This is a genomic window from Bradyrhizobium sp. HKCCYLRH3073, from assembly GCF_051167995.1.
Taxonomy (GTDB): Bacteria; Pseudomonadota; Alphaproteobacteria; order Rhizobiales; family Xanthobacteraceae; genus Bradyrhizobium.
Window position 1 is genome coordinate 280,178 of sequence record NZ_JBNPUD010000001.1, and the last position, 19,368, is coordinate 299,545.

At 65.6% G+C, this 19,368-nt stretch carries 17 protein-coding genes; 11 read left to right on the forward strand and 6 right to left on the reverse strand.

Annotated features, from left to right (window positions below):
- Positions 1-163: 163 nt before the first annotated feature.
- The 3 genes from ACQR1X_RS01270 (at position 164) to ACQR1X_RS01280 (ending at position 3,237) form a co-directional block, all read left to right on the forward strand.
- Positions 164-493: a DUF2160 domain-containing protein gene (locus ACQR1X_RS01270; protein ID WP_315802735.1), complete on the forward strand. Its 330-nt coding sequence runs from the start codon at positions 164-166 to the stop codon at positions 491-493.
- 67 nt (positions 494-560) lie between these two features.
- Complete coding sequence (locus ACQR1X_RS01275) at positions 561-2,357, forward strand: ABC transporter substrate-binding protein (protein WP_315802736.1); 1,797 nt, start codon at positions 561-563, stop codon at positions 2,355-2,357.
- A gap of 166 nt (positions 2,358-2,523) precedes the next feature.
- The gene (locus ACQR1X_RS01280) at positions 2,524-3,237 is read left to right on the forward strand and encodes a hypothetical protein (protein ID WP_434874682.1); all 714 of its coding nucleotides are present in this window, start codon (positions 2,524-2,526) and stop codon (positions 3,235-3,237) included.
- Here the strand turns inward: ACQR1X_RS01280 and ACQR1X_RS01285 are convergent.
- Positions 3,226-4,041: a tetratricopeptide repeat protein gene (locus ACQR1X_RS01285; protein WP_434898188.1), complete on the reverse strand. Its 816-nt coding sequence runs from the start codon at positions 4,039-4,041 to the stop codon at positions 3,226-3,228. The genes ACQR1X_RS01280 and ACQR1X_RS01285 overlap by 12 nt on opposite strands.
- A gap of 380 nt (positions 4,042-4,421) precedes the next feature.
- Between ACQR1X_RS01285 and exbB the strand changes: the two genes are divergently transcribed.
- The 3 genes from exbB to ACQR1X_RS01300 are packed head-to-tail and all read left to right on the forward strand — an operon-like array spanning position 4,422 to position 6,559.
- Positions 4,422-5,198: a tonB-system energizer ExbB gene (gene exbB / locus ACQR1X_RS01290; RefSeq protein ID WP_434839103.1), complete on the forward strand. Its 777-nt coding sequence runs from the start codon at positions 4,422-4,424 to the stop codon at positions 5,196-5,198.
- A 3-nt stretch (positions 5,199-5,201) separates the two neighbouring features.
- Positions 5,202-5,627 (forward strand): TonB system transport protein ExbD, encoded by a 426-nt coding sequence (gene exbD, locus ACQR1X_RS01295; protein ID WP_315802739.1) that lies wholly within the window; start codon positions 5,202-5,204, stop codon positions 5,625-5,627.
- Positions 5,624-6,559 (forward strand): TonB family protein, encoded by a 936-nt coding sequence (locus ACQR1X_RS01300; RefSeq protein ID WP_434898189.1) that lies wholly within the window; start codon positions 5,624-5,626, stop codon positions 6,557-6,559. Before exbD ends, ACQR1X_RS01300 begins: the two co-directional genes overlap by 4 nt.
- Positions 6,560-6,602: 43 nt before the next feature.
- On the opposite strand, the gene ACQR1X_RS01305 is transcribed toward ACQR1X_RS01300, so the two are convergent.
- Positions 6,603-6,944 (reverse strand): hypothetical protein, encoded by a 342-nt coding sequence (locus tag ACQR1X_RS01305; RefSeq protein ID WP_315717331.1) that lies wholly within the window; start codon positions 6,942-6,944, stop codon positions 6,603-6,605.
- Positions 6,945-6,992: 48 nt separating this feature from the next.
- Complete coding sequence (locus ACQR1X_RS01310; protein ID WP_316217355.1) at positions 6,993-7,835, reverse strand: hypothetical protein; 843 nt, start codon at positions 7,833-7,835, stop codon at positions 6,993-6,995.
- A 957-nt stretch (positions 7,836-8,792) separates the two neighbouring features.
- On the opposite strand from ACQR1X_RS01310, the gene ACQR1X_RS01315 reads away from it, so the two are divergent.
- Positions 8,793-9,149, forward strand: a complete 357-nt coding sequence (locus tag ACQR1X_RS01315; protein WP_315802873.1) for an EF-hand domain-containing protein — start codon at positions 8,793-8,795, stop codon at positions 9,147-9,149.
- 79 nt (positions 9,150-9,228) lie between these two features.
- On the opposite strand, the gene ACQR1X_RS01320 is transcribed toward ACQR1X_RS01315, so the two are convergent.
- Positions 9,229-9,861 (reverse strand): response regulator transcription factor, encoded by a 633-nt coding sequence (locus ACQR1X_RS01320; protein WP_315802742.1) that lies wholly within the window; start codon positions 9,859-9,861, stop codon positions 9,229-9,231.
- A 310-nt stretch (positions 9,862-10,171) separates the two neighbouring features.
- Between ACQR1X_RS01320 and ACQR1X_RS01325 the strand changes: the two genes are divergently transcribed.
- The 3 genes from ACQR1X_RS01325 to ACQR1X_RS01335 all read left to right on the forward strand — a co-directional run bounded on the left by ACQR1X_RS01325 (position 10,172) and on the right by ACQR1X_RS01335 (position 16,941).
- Positions 10,172-12,547 carry a TonB-dependent receptor gene (locus ACQR1X_RS01325; RefSeq protein WP_434898190.1) on the forward strand — a complete coding sequence of 792 codons (2,376 nt, stop codon included), beginning with the start codon at positions 10,172-10,174 and terminating at the stop codon, positions 12,545-12,547.
- A 446-nt stretch (positions 12,548-12,993) separates the two neighbouring features.
- Entirely contained in the window at positions 12,994-16,026 is a 3,033-nt protein-coding gene (locus ACQR1X_RS01330; protein ID WP_434898191.1) for an autotransporter domain-containing protein, read from the forward strand.
- Between the two features lie 546 nt (positions 16,027-16,572).
- Positions 16,573-16,941 carry a hypothetical protein gene (locus ACQR1X_RS01335; RefSeq protein ID WP_434898375.1) on the forward strand — a complete coding sequence of 123 codons (369 nt, stop codon included), beginning with the start codon at positions 16,573-16,575 and terminating at the stop codon, positions 16,939-16,941.
- Positions 16,942-17,113: 172 nt separating this feature from the next.
- Here ACQR1X_RS01335 and ACQR1X_RS01340 read toward each other — a convergent pair whose 3' ends face one another.
- Positions 17,114-18,211 carry an alkene reductase gene (locus ACQR1X_RS01340; protein ID WP_434898192.1) on the reverse strand — a complete coding sequence of 366 codons (1,098 nt, stop codon included), beginning with the start codon at positions 18,209-18,211 and terminating at the stop codon, positions 17,114-17,116.
- Positions 18,212-18,373: 162 nt separating this feature from the next.
- Positions 18,374-18,877 carry a DUF1993 domain-containing protein gene (locus tag ACQR1X_RS01345; RefSeq protein WP_434898193.1) on the reverse strand — a complete coding sequence of 168 codons (504 nt, stop codon included), beginning with the start codon at positions 18,875-18,877 and terminating at the stop codon, positions 18,374-18,376.
- Between the two features lie 188 nt (positions 18,878-19,065).
- Here ACQR1X_RS01345 and ACQR1X_RS01350 point away from each other — a divergent pair, with 188 nt between their 5' ends.
- Positions 19,066-19,257: a hypothetical protein gene (locus ACQR1X_RS01350; RefSeq protein ID WP_316217349.1), complete on the forward strand. Its 192-nt coding sequence runs from the start codon at positions 19,066-19,068 to the stop codon at positions 19,255-19,257.
- Positions 19,258-19,368 lie beyond the last annotated feature (111 nt).

Below are 19,368 nucleotides of genomic sequence, written 5' to 3' on the forward strand. Positions count from 1 at the left end.
CCGCTCCACCTCTCCCGCCTGCGGGGGAGGTCGCGTCGCATCGTCAGATGCGATGCGGGTGGGGACCTCTGTCCTCTCGGGCAGTTCGACTCGCGGCGCCCCCACCCCAACCCTCCCCCGCAAGCGGGGGAGGGGGGCCGCTACCGCCTGGAGTCACTGAGCCATGGACAACATCGCATGGATGGCATGGACCCTGCCGACAGCAATCTTCTTCGCCGCGCTGGCCTGCACGCTGGTCGTCATGACCTGGCTCGCGGCCCGCTACCCCGAGGCCGAGCGGGTCGGAGTGCTGCGCATTCCGACCACGCGCGGCGATCGTCTGTTCATCTCGCTGATCTTGGCGGCGATCATCCATCTTGCCTGGATCGGCCTGGTCGGCACCGACACGATTACGACCTTGCCGATCGGCGAGGAAGGGTTTGAGGTTTCGAGCCTGTGGCTCGCAACCGCAATTTCGCTTGCGTCCGCCGTTGCGATCTTTCGCACCGTCTGACGCAAGTGAAAAGGGGCAGATCCGGGGGCAACCCGGACCTGGAATATTGTCGCTCAAGGAGGAAAGCATGCGACACTTGAAGCCTAGGAAGCATCACTTGACCAAGGCCCGCTACCTCGCGATGACCAGCGCCGCAGCGCTGTTTGCCGCGGGCATGACGATGTCCGTTCCGGCAAAGGCCGACGAGGCCGCCGCAAAGAAGTGGATCGACAGCGAGTTCCAGCCGTCGACGCTCTCGAAGGACGACCAGATGAAGGAAATGCAGTGGTTCATGAAGGCCGCTGAACCCTTCAAGGGCATGGAGATCAACGTTGTCTCCGAGACGCTGACAACCCACGAATACGAGTCCAAGACTCTGGCAAAGGCGTTCGAAGAGATCACCGGCATCAAGGTCAAGCACGACATCATCCAGGAAGGTGACGTCGTCGAGAAGATCCAGACCCAGATGCAGTCCGGCAAGAATGTCTATGACGGCTGGATCAACGACTCCGATTTCATCGGCACCCACTTCCGCTACGGCCAGGCCGTCGACCTGACGGACTGGATGGCGAAGGACGCCAAGGACGTCACCGATCCGATGCTCGACGTCAACGACTTCATCGGCAAGTCCTTCACCACCGCGCCCAACGGCCATTTGTATCAGCTGCCCGACCAGCAGTTCGCCAACCTGTATTGGTTCCGCTACGACTGGTTCACCAACCCGGACTACAAGGCCAAGTTCAAGGCCAAGTATGGCTACGACCTCGGCGTGCCGGTGAACTGGTCGGCCTACGAGGACATCGCCGAGTTCTTCACCAACGACATCAAGGAGATCAACGGCGTCCGAGTCTATGGCCACATGGACTACGGCAAGAAGGATCCCTCGCTCGGCTGGCGTTTCACCGACGCCTGGCTGTCGATGGCCGGTAACGGCGACAAGGGCCTCCCGAACGGCCTGCCGGTCGACGAATGGGGCATCCGCATGGAAGGTTGCCGTCCGGTCGGCTCCTCGGTCGAGCGCGGCGGCGACGTCAACGGACCTGCCGCAGTCTATTCGATCGTCAAGTATCTCGACTGGATGAAGAAGTATGCTCCGCCGCAGGCCCAGGGCATGACCTTCTCGGAATCCGGCCCGGTGCCGTCGCAGGGCAACATCGCTCAGCAGATCTTCTGGTACACCGCCTTCACCGCCGACATGGTCAAGCCCGGCCTGCCGGTGATGAACGCCGACGGAACGCCGAAGTGGCGCATGGCTCCGTCGCCGCACGGCTCCTACTGGAAGGACGGCATGAAGCTCGGCTATCAGGACGTGGGATCGTTGACGCTCCTGAAGTCCACGCCGGTCGATCGCCGCAAGGCGGCCTGGCTCTATCTGCAGTTCATCGTCTCGAAGACGGTGTCCTTGAAGAAGAGCCATGTCGGTCTGACCTTCATCCGTGAATCGGACATCTGGGACAAGTCGTTCACCGAGCGCGCGCCGAAGCTCGGCGGCCTGATCGAGTTCTACCGCTCGCCCGCGCGCGTGCAGTGGACCCCGACCGGCAACAACGTGCCCGACTATCCGAAGCTCGCGCAGCTGTGGTGGCAGAACATCGGCGATGCGTCGTCCGGTGCGAAGACGCCGCAGCAGGCGATGGACGCACTCGCAGCCGCGCAGGACTCCGTGCTCGAGCGTCTTGAGAAGTCCAAGGTCCAGGGCGATTGCGGGCCGAAGCTGAACAAGAAGGAGTCGGCCGAGTACTGGTTCAACAAGTCGGCCAAGGACGGCAACATCGCTCCGCAGCGCAAGCTCGCGAACGAGAAGCCGAAGGGCGAGACGATCGACTACGACACGCTGATCAAGTCGTGGCCGGCGTCGCCTCCGAAGCGCGCCGAGGCGAAATAGCAACCTCTCCTTCGGACGACCGGCGACAGGTCGGTCGTCCCCGGGGAGTTTGGAAGGCCGGGAGCAATCCCGGCCTTCTTCTTTTTCGTTGACTTGTTCGGTCGTGCGAGTTCGGATCTGGATGCCAGTGGCCCGGATGAGACCGGGTCGAGCTCTGGAATTTGCGATGCGCATGATCTTTCGCTGCGACCCCGTCCTTGCGGATCACCTGCTGCGACCGGTGCCGGCCCGAACCATGCTGCCGGAATGGTTGCGCCAGATGCCGGCCTCGGCGCATTCGGAGCTTCACGGGCGCGACATCCGCACGGTCAAGCAGTGTCCCCCCTTCGTCGACGCGATGGCCTATGGCGTGACGATTCTGCTGCCCTGCGACGTCAGGGTCGAGCGCGGCGCATTCGCCTGGGAATGGGACATTCCGGCGCCGGCGACCAAGGGACATCCGCGTGCGCCATTGAGCTTTCATGTCGCGGCCCAATTGGCCGGTGCGCCGTTTGCGTCCGACAAGCAGGCGGCCATCAAGTTCAATTCCTTCTGGACGATCGAGTGCGAAGCCGGGTGGTCGCTGTTCGCGACGCATCCGATCAACCGCGAGGACCTGCCGTTCCGGACCCTGTCGGGCCTGGTCGATGCGGATCGATTCCACGACGGCGGCATCAATTTTCCGGCGCTCTGGCTCGATCCAGATTTCACCGGCATCCTGGCCAGGGGAACGCCCGTGGCGCAATGCTTTGCAGTATTGCGCGAGCCGCCGCAGCTCGTGTTCGAGCCGCTCGACGACGCGCAGCGGGAGACGTATGCCGGGACGGTCGCCGAGGTGCTCGCGACACCAAACGTGTACCGCAAGAAATTTCGCGCACGCCGCGGCCGCCTAACCAGCTGAGTTCAGGGCGCACTTCAACGCGGCAGGGTCGATCCAAAGTCGGCCATGCGGAGCCGAGGTGAGCGCCATGGCGATGGCACCGAACATCTGTGGGCGAAGCCGATAGGCACAAGCATAGGCCTGCATTGCCGCGTCGGGGTCGCCGCTCTCCTGCAGGACGATGCCGAGATTGAGCGCCGCTTCGGCGTGATCCGGCCTTATCGCCAGTACGCGGCGATAGGCTGCGGCAGCTCCCGCGAGATCCGCAACATCCTGTCGCACGAGGCCGAGATCGAACCAGACCGAGGCCGGCGCGGCCGGGTTGGCTGCGCGTTCGAGAACGGTCCGTGCCGTATCGAAGTCGCCGTTCTCCCAGGAAAGACGTCCGAGCCGCGCTAGCGCTTCGTCGTGCTCCGGCATGACCTTGAGAATCGCCAGCCAAGCTGCCCGCGCCTGGGCTGCCATTCCTGCCTGATCGAGAATGCGAGCTTTTTCGATGAAGACCTCGCGGCGGGGTGACAGCGCGATGGCGCGGTCGACATGGGCGAGCGCGCGCTCGAAATCCTTCCCCACCCGCGCGATGCGCGCCGCAAGCAGCCGAGCTGCGACATGGTCCGGCCGGCGGGCCAGACTGGCCTCGATGCGCAACCGTGCTGCGGCGTTGTCCTCGACCGCGAACAGCACTGCGGCAAGCAGATGGCTCAACATCGGTTCGTCTGGACTTTGCTTCAAGCCCGTTTCGCACAGCCGTCGCGCCTCTGCCGCGCGCCCTGCGTTGAAGGCGGCCGTGGCGCGGCGTGCGATCTCTTCGGTGGTCTCGCTCATATTCACGATCATATACGGTCGGGCCGGACAACTGAACTCGGGTGCCGGCTCCGGACTCATCGTCCGCGGTGATGCGAGCGGTGCCCTCGCCGGCTCGAGCTGGGCGAACTTGAGGCCGATGCGCACCACCGTAGCGCAGCAACCGCTCGCGCCCGTTCCATCCGGGAATTCTTCCCATCGGCCTGGGGACATATTCCATGAGGCAAGTGTCTTGAAGCTGCCGAGAACAGGCGGCACTCTCGGCTTGCGAACAGTGCAGCCGTTCCATTGCAGCTCTGCCCGGGTATCAAAACCAAGAGCCCTCCGGGGAGAACGGTGGACGGCAGGGGGCTCCGCGGCTGCATCGAGGACCCCCAAGGTCCCTTACAGGGAGTACGGCCATGGATCAGGCGCACATCGCCAATATCGCGAGCACGCTGCCGGAGGCGTTGTCGCCCTGGACCATGTTCATGCAGGCCGACATCGTCGTGAAGTCGGTGATGATCGGCTTGGCGTTGGCCTCGGTGGCAACCTGGACGGTGCTGGTCGTCAAGACCATTCAGCTCCGCTCGGCGCTGCGCACGGCCCGCGGCGCGCTCGGCATCACCATGGCGGCCCGCTCCTTGGCCGATGCGACAGGACGCATTTCGGCCGATGAGGGTGTGGTCGGCCGACTTCTCGCCCTGGCCGACGACGAGATCGACAAGTCGCGCGGCCTGCCTGCCGACGGCATCAAGGAGCGTGTCTCCTGGCAGTTCGAGCGGATCGAGGCGGCGGCGGTGGCGCGCATCGGCCGCGGCATCGGCATTCTCGCCACCGTCGGCGCCGTCGGCCCGTTCGTCGGCCTGTTCGGCACGGTCTGGGGCATCATGAACAGCTTCATCGGCATCTCGCATGCGCATACGACCAACCTCGCGGTGGTGGCGCCGGGCATCGCGGAAGCGCTGCTCGCGACCGCCTTCGGCCTCGCCGCCGCGATTCCCGCGGTCGTGATCTACAACCTGTTCGCGCGCGCCACCGGCGGCTATCGCGCCGTCATCGCCGATGCATCGGTGGCGGTGATGCGGCTGCTCAGCCGCGATCTCGACCGGCAGCATGCGGGGCCCGCCGAGGCGCGGCGCAGCACCATCCGCGCGGTCGAGGCGCCGATGCTGTCGATCGCCAATCCGGCGGAGTGAGCCATGGCCGTCAAGCTCGCCCGGCGCACCGACGAGTTCGAGGAGACGCACGACATCAACGTGACGCCGTTCATCGACGTCATGCTGGTGCTCCTGATCATCTTCATGGTCGCCGCGCCGCTCGCCACGGTCGACGTCCCGGTCAACCTGCCGGCGATCTCGGCCGAGCCGCAGCCGCGCGCGGAGACGCCGGTCTTCGTCACCTTCAAGGCCGACCGCTCGCTCGCCGTCGGCGACCAGAGCGTGGCGCAGGCCGACATCGCCGCCTCGCTCGATGCCGCCACCAAGTCCGATCATGAGCAGCGCGTGCTGCTGCGCGCCGATCAGACGCTGCCCTATGGCGAGGTGATGGCGCTGATGAACACGTTGCGCCGCGCCGGCTATACCAAGGTCGCTCTCGTCGCACTGGAAGACCGGGGCGCGCAGTGAGCGTCCTGACGCTCGATCCGTTCGAACACGAGCAGCGCCGTGAGCGGACGCTGTGGACCATCGCCGCGCTGGTGGTGGCCGCGCTGCATGTCGGGCTCGCCGTCGGCTATCTGCTGCTGCGCCCCGCGCCGCAGGGGCGTGCCCAGGCGCCGGCCTTCGACGTCGTGTTCACCCCGGCGGTGGTGAGCGAGCCGGCGCCGACGGCGCAGGATGCGCCGCAGGCCGAGCCAACGCCGCCGGAGGAAGAGCCGGCGAAGGACGAGCCGGTCGCGCGCGAGGCCGTTGCTGAGCCTGTCCCGCCGGCCCCCTCCGAGCCGGAGCCGCAGGTCATGGCGCAGCCGGAGCCGGTGCCGGATGTCATTCCCTCGCCGGAGCCCGCGCCGCAGGTCGCCCTCGCGCCCGAGCCGCCGCGTGCGGACGATGTCGTTCTGCCGCCGCCACCACCACCGAAACCGATCGAGGCGAAGCCGCCGGAGCCGAAGCCCGTTCCCATGCCCGAGCGTGTCGAGCGCAAGCCGGTCGAGAAGAAGGAAACGAAGAAGGCCGAGAGGAAGTCCGCGCCGCCGAAGCCGGCTGCGGCGCCGGCGGCCCGGCCTTCACGTGTCGCGTCGGCGCCCAATCCCGGCGAGGACAGCGTCGGGGCGCGCGAGGGCCAGGCCAGTTGGAACGCCGAGGTGGTGGCGCAGATCCGCCGCGCCGCGGCCTATCCCTCCGACGGCAATGGCGCGAGCGGCACCGTCATGCTGAACGTCGTGATCGATCGTAACGGACGTCTGCTGTCGCGACGGCTCGCCGGCAGCTCGGGCTCGCCGGCGCTGGACCGCGCGGCGATGGGCATCATCGAACGCGCCGCGCCGTTTCCGCGTTTTCCGCCGGCGATGGCTCAGGCGCAGGTCTCGCGCACGGTGCCGCTGCATCTGAGGCCGCGCTGAACGCGGCGCCATCCGGAGCTACGTCCGATGGCGCTCCGTCCCGCTATTTGCTGCACTCGGTCAGATCCGTATCGCGCACGACGAACTGCGCGCCTTCCTTGAGCTCGATGTTCTTGGCGACGCAGGTGCGGCCGCCCTTTTCGGACAGCTTGATGTCGTAGCGGCCGGACTTCACGCCGACCAAGGTCATGCGCTCGTTGTGGTCGACCTCGCCCTCGTCGTCGTTCTTGCACTGGTCGGCGCCCCAGGTCTTGGTGCCCGCGGCCGCCAGGTACATCTTCACGATGGTCTGGCCGGTGCGATTGAGAAAGCGCGGGCCGTCCTCGGCGGACGCGGCGGAGCCGGCCAGCATGAGAAGCGCGCAGGCGGTGACGAGGCGACGCATGACGAGTGTCCTTTTCTTATGATTGGTCACGGGATGAAGGCGCGCGGATCAGAAATCCTTGCCGATGCTGGTCTTGACGGCGAGGCCACGCGAGGCGTTGGTCAGGCCGTAGCCGAGGCCGAAGCTGAGCTCGAAGCCCTTGAAGCGGGTGTCGGCGACTGCGTAGAGCGTCTGCATCTGCTGATTCCAGGGCAGGATGTAGCCGAACGGTCCGAGATTGGAGAAATGCTCGATGCCGACGGTCCAGCGGTCGCTGAGGCGCTTGACGAAGCGCACCGACGGCTCGAACGCCGAGCCGGCGCCGTCGATGCCGAAGGTCATGTTGGCGTTGAAGATGAGCTGATAGTCGTTGGGCAGGTTGACGCCGATGATCGGCGTGAACATCTGCGCCACCCGCGGCGTGGCCTCCTGCACGAAGCGCGGCGCGCCGGGCTGGCCGGCGCCGGCCTTGTTGGCGACCCACAGATCGGGCGTCAGGCCGCCCTGCGGCGCCAGGATGGTGCGTGACACCAGGCCGAGGAAGACGGTGCGCTCGAGCCGGTCGCCCTGGATGAAGGTCTGGCGAATGGTGACGCCGCCGGACTGGAATGAATAGCCGGGCACGCCGTTGTCCATCACGTTGCCCAGCGCCATCGGCACATTGGTGCGGGCAAAGGCGTAGGGCGAGGTCAACGCGATCTCGTACCATTCGGTCGGCGAGTAGCCGATCTCGGTCTCGCCGGTGACCGCACGCTGCGGCACGCGGCGTCCGCCGTTCTGTTGCGGATTGAAGGTGGTCAGATAGCCGAAGCGCTGCTCGACCTGGAAATGTCCGGGCGAGGCCGGGTCATTGCCCTGGATCTCCTCGGCCGCTGCACCGAAGGGCGCGAGCACGAGAGCACCGGCAGCCATGTACAATCGCGATCGTCTTCTTGCACTCCTGGCGATGCCGTTCGGCTGCATGTCCCCGCGCTCCCTTCAACTGATGAGCTAGCGAGTCGGCGGGGCGAAAACATGCGGGCCTGTCGGCTGAAAGATGACGCGATCGGGAAACGATCAGTCGTTGAATGCCGCATTTGCTCCGGCCTTTCCTGTTTCGGTGAGGAATAGGGATGTTTTGGCAAGTCGAACGGGACATTTTGACCGAGACAATATGGCGGCCATTTCGCGAGTGAATCTCAACACGGTGATGAATGTGGCGTGTTGCAAACACATTGAGGTCATAGAGCGAGGAAAACATCGGTTGCAGCATGCATTGCTGATCGCCGGATCAGCCAGAGAATGGACACGCCCGTGCTTCACACACCCGGTCATCGCCGCCGCTTGTCCGCTCAGCCGATGCCGCTCGGGCTGATAGTCGCGCTCCTCCTGTCCACGCTGCTGCCGGACGGACGCGCCTTCGCGGAGGAGACGCTGCGGGACCAGTTGGAAGCCTGGTGGAGTCAAACCCACGCCGGCAAGAGAAGTCAGGTTGGGCAAGCCCAACACGCGTTGTCGGGGAGCGATGCCAAGACCGCAAGGCATGTCGCCAAGCGCAGACGCCACGTCGCCAACGCCCGGGCCGAGGCGGAGGGAGGCACCTTCGACCACGATAGCGGTCCGCGTCGCGACCGTCCGGGGAGATATTTCCTGCACGGACCGAGGTTCTAGTCCCGGCGCTCTTGCGGGAATTTCCCTGGCGTCGCGTTCTTGCACTTGCGAAATGACAGGGCCTCCCATACGTCAAAGCGATGTGTGGCGCGTTGCCGATGAAACCAGCGACGCTCGCATACGTTGTTTTCGTGCCCTTCATCGCCGCCCCTCGGACGGCGGAGACAAAGGATCAATTCGATGAATTGGAAACTGATGATGACAGCCGCTGCCGTCGGCATGGCCGCGATCGTCGGCACGTCGACGATGGCTGTCAGTGCACCGGCCCCTTCCAAGCTGCTGACCGCGATCGACCCCGACAAGGACGGCACCGCCGACATGAGCGAGGTCCGCACGGCCGCCGGCGCGCTGTTCGATCGTCTCGATCGCGACCATGACGGCACGCTCGACGCCAAGGAGCTGCGCGGCCGCGTTTCGGCCAAGGATCTCAAGGCCGCGGATCCGGACAATGACGGCACGCTGACCAAGGACGAGTATCTCGCGCTGGTGGAAGGCCGCTTCAAGGCGGCCGATCCTGACAACGACGGCACGCTCGATTCGAAAGAGCTGAAGTCGGTCGCCAAGCTGCTGAAGTGAGGCGCCGTCCGTATCGGACGCGACCAGGACATGGACTCACGGGGCCTGCGACGGGAGACCGTCGCAGGCCCCTCGCGTTTCAGCTCGGGCGGGACATTTCCACTGCGAGACGAACCAGGTCGGGCAGGCTGCGGGCCCCGAGCTTCTGCCGCAGCCGGTAGGTCAGGTTGATGACGGTCTTGTAGCTGATGCCGAGATGGTCGGCGATCGCCTGATAGGATTTCGCCTCGGCCAGCAGCGCCAGCGCCTGGCGCTCGCGCGGGGTCAGCGCAGGGGCAGCCATGCCGTCGGGGTCGGCGCGGAGCAGGGCGATGCGGGTGGCGAGCTGCGGATCGAGATAGGTGCCGCCGGCGCGCACCTGCTCCAACGCCTTGGGCAGCTCGTGCGGCGGCGCGTCCTTCAGCAGATAGCCGCTGGCGCCGGCGTCGATCGCCGAGCGGACGATGCGCGGATCGGCATGCATGCTGAAGACCAGGATCCGGGCGCGGGGATCGTGCGACCGCATGCGTTCGATCAGACGGATGCCGCCGAGCTCCTGCCCGTGCAGACGCAGATCGACGATCGCGACGTCCGGCCGGTCGCGGACATAGGCGTCGTACCCGCTGTCGGCATCGTGTGCCTCGGACAGCGAGCGGATCCCGGCTTCGTTCAGCAGCCAGCGGCAGGCCGTGATCACGACCGGGTGGTCATCGACGAGGAGAACGCGATACATCCGACGTCGTCTTGCCCCTATGGCGCCGACGGCGCCGATGCTTCCCTCTACCAATGAGTTCCCTTGCAAACCAGGATCGGGTGCAACAGTGCGGCCGAGTCTGGGAGAGAGCCCGGCGAATTGATCTCCACTTTCCGGATCCGGGAAGATTGTCCCTAGGGGCCGAAGAATATTGCCCGTTGCGACGAACTGGACGGCTGTTTACGAATGTTAAGGTTCGTAAACGGGTAAATCGACCAGTTCTGGTGCGGGTGGGGCTCAGGGGCGTGGGCTGTTGCCGGAACCGGTCGACAAGAAACTGGGGGACGTCTTGACCAGACTGTCGGCGCTGAAGAGCGCGTTTCTCGCGACGTGTGCGTTGCTGCCCACGGCTGCGTTCGCGCAGCAAACCCTGCAGACCATCGAGGTGGTCGGCGTCTCGCCCGTTCAGGGCAGCGAGATCGCGAAGGACAAGATTCCATCCAATGTCGAAACCATCGGGGCGCGGGAGCTCGACCACAGCCGTGCGCCGACGCTGCTCGACGGCATCCTGCAATCGGTGCCCGGGGTCTCGCTCAGCGACCAGACCGGCAACGCGTTTCAGCGCGACCTGAACTACCGCGGCCAGACCGCCTCGCCGGTGCTCGGGACGCCGCAGGGCATCGCCGTCTACCAGAACGGCACCCGCATCAACGAGGCCTTCGGCGACGTCGTCAACTGGGACCTGATCCCGGAAATGGCGATCGCGCGCATGACCCTGATGCCGAACAATCCGCTGTTCGGCCTCAACGCCACCGGCGGCGCGCTCTCGATCGAGATGAAGAACGGCTTCAACTACCAGGGCGGCGAAGCGCAGCTGTTCGGCGGCTCGTTCGGCCGGATCCAGTCGGGCGCGCAATACGGCTGGAACAATGGCACCTATTCGACATACATTGCCGCGGAAGGCGCCTATGACCGCGGCTGGCGCGACTATTCGTCGGCCTCGCAGATCCGGCGCATGTATGCCGATTTCGGCGCGCGCGGCGACAACACCGAATTCCACCTCTCCTTCACCGGCGCCGACAACAAGCTCGGCTCGGTCGCGGCGACGCCGATCGAGATGCTGAATCAGCGCTGGTCCAGCGTCTACACCTGGCCGCAGTCGCTGCGCCTGCAGATGCAGATGGTGCAGGCCAGCATGAAGTGGGCGCCCACCGACACGCTGTCGGTCCAGGCCAACGGCTACTACCGCAACTACAAGTCCTCGCGTGTTGACGGCAACGGCACCGAGGTCGAGGACGGGGGTGGCGTGTTCGTCCTTCAGGACGCCGCAGGCACCCCGTGGGACATCAACCGCAACGGTCCGATTGCCAACACGCTCGCCGCCGACACGGCGCTGGGCCAGATCGACCGCAACACCGTCAAGACCGACAGCTATGGCGGCTCGCTGCAGGCGACCTCGACCACGCAGCTCTTCGGCCATGACAACCATTTCGTCGTCGGCGCCAGCGTCGATCACGGCAATACCAACTTCCAGGCCACCTCCGAGCTCGGCACCATCGACAACAATCTGTTCGTCACCGGCCTCGGCGTCTACGTCGATCAGCCCAATGCCGGCCTCGCCCCGGTCAACCTGAACGCCAAGAACACCTATCTCGGCGTCTACGCGACCAACACCTTCGACATCACCTCGCAGCTCGCCGTGACGGCCGGCGGCCGCTTCAACTGGGCGCAGATCAATCTGCGCGACCAGACCGGCTTCGCGCCGCTGCTGAACAGCAACAACAACTTCCAGCGCTTCAACCCGGTGGTCGGCCTGACCTACAAGATCACGCCTGATATGACCGCTTACGCCGGCTACTCCGAGGCCAACCGCGCGCCGACGCCGCTCGAGCTCGGCTGCTCCGATCCGGCCAATCCCTGCCTGATCGACAACTTCCTGATCGCCGATCCGCCGCTCAAGCAGGTGGTGTCGCGCACCGTCGAAGGCGGCCTGCGCGGCGAGATCTCCGGCGGCCGCTCGGCCTACGCCGCCGATCCGCCGGCCTACCGCAAGGCGCCGATCAAGTCGGTGGCGGTCGATGATGGCTGGCGGCTGCGCTGGGGGCTCAGCCTGTTCCGGACCGAGAATTCCGACGACATCCTGCAAGTGGTCGATCCGCTCAACCCGGTGCGCGGCTACTTCAAGAACGCCGGCACCACCCTGCGCCAGGGTGTCGAGGCCAAGGTGGACCTGACCTGGAACCGCTGGACCGCCTACGCCAACTACACCTTCATCGACGCCACATTCCGCAGCGCCTTCGACGTCAACGATCCGTTCCTCCGGGTGCCGGTCGGCGTCGTCTCCGGCAACCACATTCCCGGCATTCCGGCGCATCGCCTGAAGCTCGGCGCCGAATATGCCGTGACCGACGCCTGGAAGGTCGGCGCCAGCGTCAACTATGTCGGCAGCCAGTACCTGTTGCACGACGAAACCAACGTCTATCCGAAGGTTCCGGCCTACTGGGTCGTGAACGTCAACACGTCCTATCAGGTGACCAAGAACGTCGAGGTGTTCGGCCTGATCCAGAACCTTTTCAACCAGCGCTACTACTCGGCGGGCACCGTGTTCGACCCTGCCGGCTTCAACACCGCCGGCGGCGGAACGGCGTTCGCGTTGAACGATCCCCGCAGCATGGTGCCGGGAATGCCGCTCGCGGCCTATGCCGGCATCCGGGCGAAGTTCTGAGCCTCAGCCACGGACGACCAGCGACGCATAGGCGCATCCGCGCCGCGCCACGGCAGCCCCCACCGTGGCAAGAAGGCCGGGAGAAATCCCGGCCTTTTCATTTGCTGGTCGGGGTCTTGCAGGTGCCGGAACCGCGAGCGCGGAGTTCATCTCTGCGATGTCCTTCGCGGTGGAGCGGTCTGCCGTCCTCGTCGTCAAGTTTCAGACCTGGCGGGAGAGCGGTGCTTCAAGCGAAGCCGCTTATGATGATTAATCGAATTACTATGGGACTAATTCCGCTGTTAGCTGGACAATGTCCCGTGCGTTCATAGAAAAGTTCGCCTTGCTGGTTCCTGCCAACGTTTCGATGCAATCGGTCATCAACAAGAAGCCGTGTATTGCGTAACGTGGGGCGTCAGGTGAAATCAAAAAGCAAAAAGCGCAGCGAGGCGGCTGCCGCTAGTTTCGTGTTGTTGTCGACATGGATGGTCGTCGGCGAGGCAAGGGCCGAGTGCACGACGCCGGGTGTCACGGTCACCTGCAGCGGGAGCATCTCCTCCGCGATCACCGTGTACGACGCCGCTGCGGCGACGGCGACGCCCTCGAGCGGCAGCAATTCTTATACGCCGGCGAACCCGGTCTTTCCAGCGACCGGCTACAATCCCAACCCTCCCACGACGATCGTCACGCTGGACTCCACGGCCGTTCGCAATCTCACCACCAACACCCAGACCGGCCTGGCCGACCGCGGCATGATCGCGGCCAATTTCTCCAATGCTGAGGACCCGGCCGTCAACAACGTCACCATCAACAACGCCGGCTGGCTCAGTCTCACCACCAGCCAGCTCAGCGCCGGCCGGCTTCACGTCATCGTCGCTGACAGCCAGGTCAACAGGTTCACCGTCAACAACACCGGGACGCTGGCCGTCACCCAGAATTTTTTCGGTGCGTTCGATCCCACCAAGCTGGGCGTCTCGATCGGCGCTACGGCAACAGGCCGTTACAACGGTACCAACCTTGCGGTCATCTCGGCGCTGTATTCCGACGACAACACCAACAGCTTCGTGGTGAACAATCGCGCCGGCGGCACCATCTCGGCGACCGGCAACTATGCCGCCGCCTATTACGGCCGGGCCGACACCACCATCACCAACTCCGGCACCATCGCCAACACGAGCTGGACGGCAGCAAGCCGCTTCTATAACGGTCACTGGGCCATCGGCGCCTTTGCCGGCGCGGAGTTCGATACCATCCCCGGCAGCAATCCGGATTCGCCGCTCTACAAGTTCGACTCCGCGGGCAATGTGACGGTGACGGAGACCAAGGCGCTGACGCTGACCAACAACGCCGGCGGTGTGATCAAGGGCGACATCCTGGCGCTCGATACCAATCCGCTGACCACCGCCGCCGGTCTCGCCGCAGGATCGACCTTCCCGCTGACCGGCAGCGGCTCGAACTCGGGCCCGCGTGACAGCGTCATCGCCAATGCCGGCCTGATCCAGGGCAACCTCTATCTCGGCTCCGGCGAGCACGACATCACCAACAGCGGCACGATCTCGGGATCGATCTCGGTCGACCAGAGCGCCTCGCGCGGCTCCTTTGCCAAGGCGACCGCGGGGACCATCGCCGGCACCTATAGCAGTTCCGGCTCGGGCACGGATGCCAACGGCAACGCCTGTCCGACGGCCGGCACCAACACCACGGATCCGCTCTGCGCCGCCAGCACCAACCAGGCGGCGACGTTTTTCGGCGCCCGCACATTCAATCTGGTCAACACGGGCACGCTCGGTGGCGACATCACCATCAACGATCAGGATGGCGCGACGAACGCCATCCTGCTCAAGGGCACCGGCTTCAGCGGCAACGTCGTGGCGCAGAACGGCCTCGGCAGCAATTCGCTGACGCTCGACGGCGTGACAAGCCTCGCCAGCATCGTCAATTTCGGCATGCTGGACCTGATGAAGTCGCAGGTCACCGTGAGCGGCGGGGCCGGCGTGCAGCTCGTCGATAGTGCGGTGCTGCGGACCACGATCTTCGGACCCGGCGGCACCGCGGCGGCGCCGTCGAGCAGGATCGGCAACATCACGGGCACGGTGACCTTCGCGGGCGCGGGCACGGTCGCGCCGACGCTTCAGGGCATCGTGCGCCATGGCGATGTCTACCGCGTCGCGACGGCGGTGTCGGCGACGCCGCTCGACGTCGATTTCTCCAGCGCCTTGGTCGGCTTCACGGCCGATACGTCCACCGGGGCTCTGCTGCTGAATGCATCCGTGCGGTCGCCCGCGACCATCGCCGGCATCTCGCCCTCCAGCCTCGCCGCGCTGAATGGATTGCTTGGCTACAGCGGCAGCAACGCGCAGGTGCAGGCGCTCGGCGGCGCGGTGCAGAGCCTCGGCACCGACAGGGAGGTGCGCAGCGCCGGCGATCAGTTGCGTCCGTTCGTGAACGGCGCCCAGGTCCAGGTGCCGCTCAGCACCGCATCGCTGTTCCAGAACCAGATCGACAACCGGCTGACGGCCGCGGCCGCATCGCCCAATTCGCGCGTCGCCTCGGCGTTCGCCGACGACACCGATCCGCTCACCTCGATGCTGATGGCCTTCAATGCGACCAAGGCCCGTCCGACGGTGAAGGCAGCGCTGGCTCCGGCCATCGCGCCCGAACCGGAACGCACGGTGTGGGGCAGCCTGATCGGCACCAATGCGTCGCAGCGCGACGTGGCCGGTGTTGCCGGCTACAGCGGCAATACCGGGGGGCTCGTTGCCGGCATCGATCAGCGGATCGATGGCGCCTTCCGCGTCGGTGCCGCGTTCGGCTATGCCACCAGCGCGATGGACGATCGGACCGCCGCCGGCGATGCGGTCGGGATGCAGCACTATCAGGGCACGGTGTACGGTGCCTATGTCCAGCCGTCCTGGTACGTCAACGGCTCCGCCGGCGTCGCGCTGGTCGACTACACCACCACGCGCCGCATCAACTTCGCGGGCTTCACCGATACCGCCTCCGGCAGCCACAAGGGGTGGCTGACGCTGCTCCGCGGTGAATTCGGTCTGCCCGTGAAGGTGGATCAGGCCGTGCTGACGCCGTTTGCCGGCGTGACCTATGCCCGCCTCGATCAGCAGGCCTACACCGAGACCAGCACCGCAGGTGCTGCGCTCGCGATCGCCAGGCAGACCACCAATTCGGTGCGCTCGAACCTCGGCCTCCGCGCCTCGGTTCCGTTGCTGGTGACCTCGACCTACGGCTTCGGCCTGGAGACGCTGGCGGCATGGCGGCACGAGTTCGGCAACACCGCGCAGAACGTGACCGCAAGCTTCGCCGGCGGCGGCGCGACCTTCTTCGCCGCCGGACCGTCGCCCGAACGCAACCTGGCCGAGCTGGGCGCCGCGCTCAAGCTGGTGGCATTCGGCGAGCGTCAGTCGATCTCGCTGGGCTACAACGCCGTGGTCGGCAGCCAGTATCTCGAGCAGTCGGCGGTGCTGAAGGTGCGGGCGGAGTTCTGAAGAGTCCGCCTTTGGCAGAGCCTGCGAAGCACGACGTCGAAGAGGCCGGGAGCAATCCCGGCCTTTTTGTCGCTGCATCGTCGCAGCGCGCGGCGCGACGCGTCTCCGCTGCCGTAGGGTGAACAAAGGCGCGCGCGACACTGCATGCCGCGAGCTGAACTCCATCGCGCACCGTGCCCACCATTCCCTCCGGTTGCGCGGGTGCACGGTGGGCACGCGACGCCTGCGGGGCGGCCGCTTTGCCCACCCTACGCAGCCTGCATGAATCGTCGAGGGGCCTGCTCACGCCGGGTCTCGGGCAATTATCCCGCTGGCCTCGTGAGCGGGATCGTTGCCTGCTCTTGGAATTTACGAAGCATCGCGATTAGTTGCTGCCGGCCTCCGTCAACTACGAACTTCCGCCACAGAAGCCGACCAGCTATTGCGCATCGTATCGAGCAGCGAGGTGTGCACATGAGTCGTAGATCTTCAAGCCTTGTATCGATCGTCTCATTATTGGTGGATGCCGTTCGCCGGCCCCACGTCCGCCGTTGGGCACGAGCGACGATCTCGGTCGCGACTCTCGCCGGCGGTATAGGTGCGCATTCTCTGCTGCTTGGCGATGCGACGGCGCGCGATCTCGACGGGCGTTATGCCAATTCTCCGCTCAAGGGCTGGTTCGAGAGTTTGCGTTCGGGCAGGGGGCCGTGCTGCTCGGATGCGGATGGCACCGCGCTCTCGGACACGGATTGGGACACGAAGGATGGCCGCTACCGTGTCCGCATTGAAGGCCAATGGTGGACCGTGCCGGAAGAGGCCGTGGTGACTGAGCCCAATCGCGCGGGCCGGACGATGGTATGGCCCGTGTATTATCGCGAGCTGAATACGGGCCTGCGCATCGATGTGCGCTGCTTCCTGCCGGGCAGCATGATGTAGGTGGGGATGTGCTGGATCGCAGGGCTGGAGGGTGGGCAAAGGCGCGCAAGCGACATGCTGCGTCAGACGCGGTCTCTTGCGCGCCGTGCCCACCATTCCCTCCGCTTGCGCGGATGCACGGTGGGCACGCGCCGCCTGGCGGCAGCGCTTTGCCCACCCTACGAGATGACGATTACTCCGCCGCTTGCGCCGCTTTCAGCGTCGGATAGTCGGTGTAGCCCTTTTCGCCGCCGCCATAGAGGGTGGCGCGGTCGAGCTCGTTGAGAGCTGCGCCCGTCTTGAGCCGCTCGACCAGGTCGGGATTGGCGATGAACGGCCGACCGAAGGCGATCAGGTCGGCCGCGTTGGCATCGAGCTGCTTGTTCGCGAGCGCGAGGTCATAGCCGTTGTTGGCGATGTAGGTGCCGTTGAAGCGCTTGCGCAGCGAGGCGTAGTCGAACGGTGCAACGTCGCGCGGGCCGCCGGTCGCCCCCTCGATCACGTGGATGTAGACCAGATTCAGTGCCGCGAGCTGGTCGACGATGTAGTCGAACAGCGCCTGCGGATTGGAATCCGAGATGTCGTTGGCCGGCGTCACCGGCGACAGACGGATGCCGGTCTTGTCGGCGCCGATCGCCTCCGAGACGGCCTTGGCGACCTCGAGCATCAGCTTTGCGCGGTTCTCGATCGAGCCGCCATAGGCGTCGGTGCGCTTGTTGGCGCCGTCCTTGGCGAACTGGTCGAGCAGATAGCCGTTGGCGCCGTGGATCTCGACGCCGTCGAAGCCGGCCTCGACGGCCTTCAATGCGGCCTGCTTGAATGCCGCGACGATGCCGGGAATTTCGCCGAGCTCGAGCGCGCGCGGCGCTGAGACGTCGGTGAAGGCGCCGCCGACGAAGGTCTTGGTCTTGGCGGCAACGGCCGAGGGCGCGACCGGCGCGCCTCCGTTCGGCTGCAGCGAGACATGGGAGATGCGGCCGACATGCCAGAGCTGCATGAAGATGCGGCCGCCCTTGGCGTGCACCGCGTCGGTCACCTTGCGCCAGCCGGCGATCTGCGCCTTGGAATAGATGCCGGGCGTGTCCTGATAGCCCTGACCCTGCTGCGAGACCTGGCTGGCCTCGGAGATCAGGAGGCCGGCCGAGGCGCGCTGGGCGTAGTACTCGGCCGTCAGCGGACCAGCGGCGAGGCCTTCAACGGCGCGGTTGCGTGTCAGCGGCGCCATCACGACACGATTGGCGAGGGTGATCGGACCGAGCTGGTACGGCTCGAACAGTTTGGATGCACTCATCGGGGTCTTTCCAGGAGGGAGGAGGAGGGGGTTCAGGTCAGTTGTGCATTGCCGCGAACAGCGCAATGCCGGGAGGTATCCGTCCGGCGCAGACGAGCCGCGCGATGGAGCGGCCGCGACTGGCCGTCCGCTGGACAGCCTGTCGCAGTCCACGAAAGGGGATCAGGCCACGCCCAGGAAGTCCCGCTTGCCGATGTCGACGCCGTTGTGGCGGAGAATGCCGTGAGCGATCGCAGCGTGGAAATAGAAGTTGGGAAACGAGACGCGGTTAACGAAGTCCTGCCCCTTCAGGGTCAGGGTGGTGTTGGGCCCGCTGGGAAAGGTCACGTCGCGGCCATCGGCCCCGTCGAACTGCGCCGGCGTGAACGCCTTGAGGTAATCGACGGTCTTGGCGAGCCGCTGGCGGAGCTCGGCGAATGTCGTCTCGGTGTCGGGCGTGCTGGGGATCTCGCTGTGGGACAGCCGCGCGCACCCCTTGGCGGCGAAGTCGCAGGCGAGCTGGATCTGCTTGGAGAGCGGCAGCATGTCCGGATACAGGCGTGCGCCGAGCAGCACCTCGGGGGCGATCTTCCTGGCTTCGCAATGGGCCTCGGCCTTGCTGAGCAGGCCGGACAGGCTGCCGAGGATCTGGAGGTAGGCCGGGACGGTCGAATCGTAGAAGGACATGTGATGCTCTCTCTTGGCAGGAGACGTCGCGACGAAAGCGCGCGCCCTCGGAGATGGGGCGGCGTTCAAGAGAATGCAACTGCATGTTTCCGGTTTTTCCGGGCGCTGGCGGATTGCTGCCCTACCGTTCCCGGCATATCACCTCGTCTATGCGAGCTGGCCGTCGCCGGCGTTCTCAGCGATTTTCGATGTCGCGGCAAATAGGCGGTCGCCACTGCTGTCGCACGACTGGCATCCATCAGGCGCATGCCTTCCAGTATGAGGATTTCGCCAAGCCGTGGACGCAACGCCGGATCGAGGTCGTGGAGAATTTCGAGCGGGACACCGGCCTGAAGGCGTATAAGGCTTGGATGGACAAGAAGGACCGGCACCCGTACTGAGGCAGGCACGACGGCGACGGCTCATTTCGGCTGAGTTGCCGACCATGCTCGGGATGGAGATCATTGTGACAAGCCGACGGGCTCGAGTTGTCCGTCAGCTCCCGCTTTTGT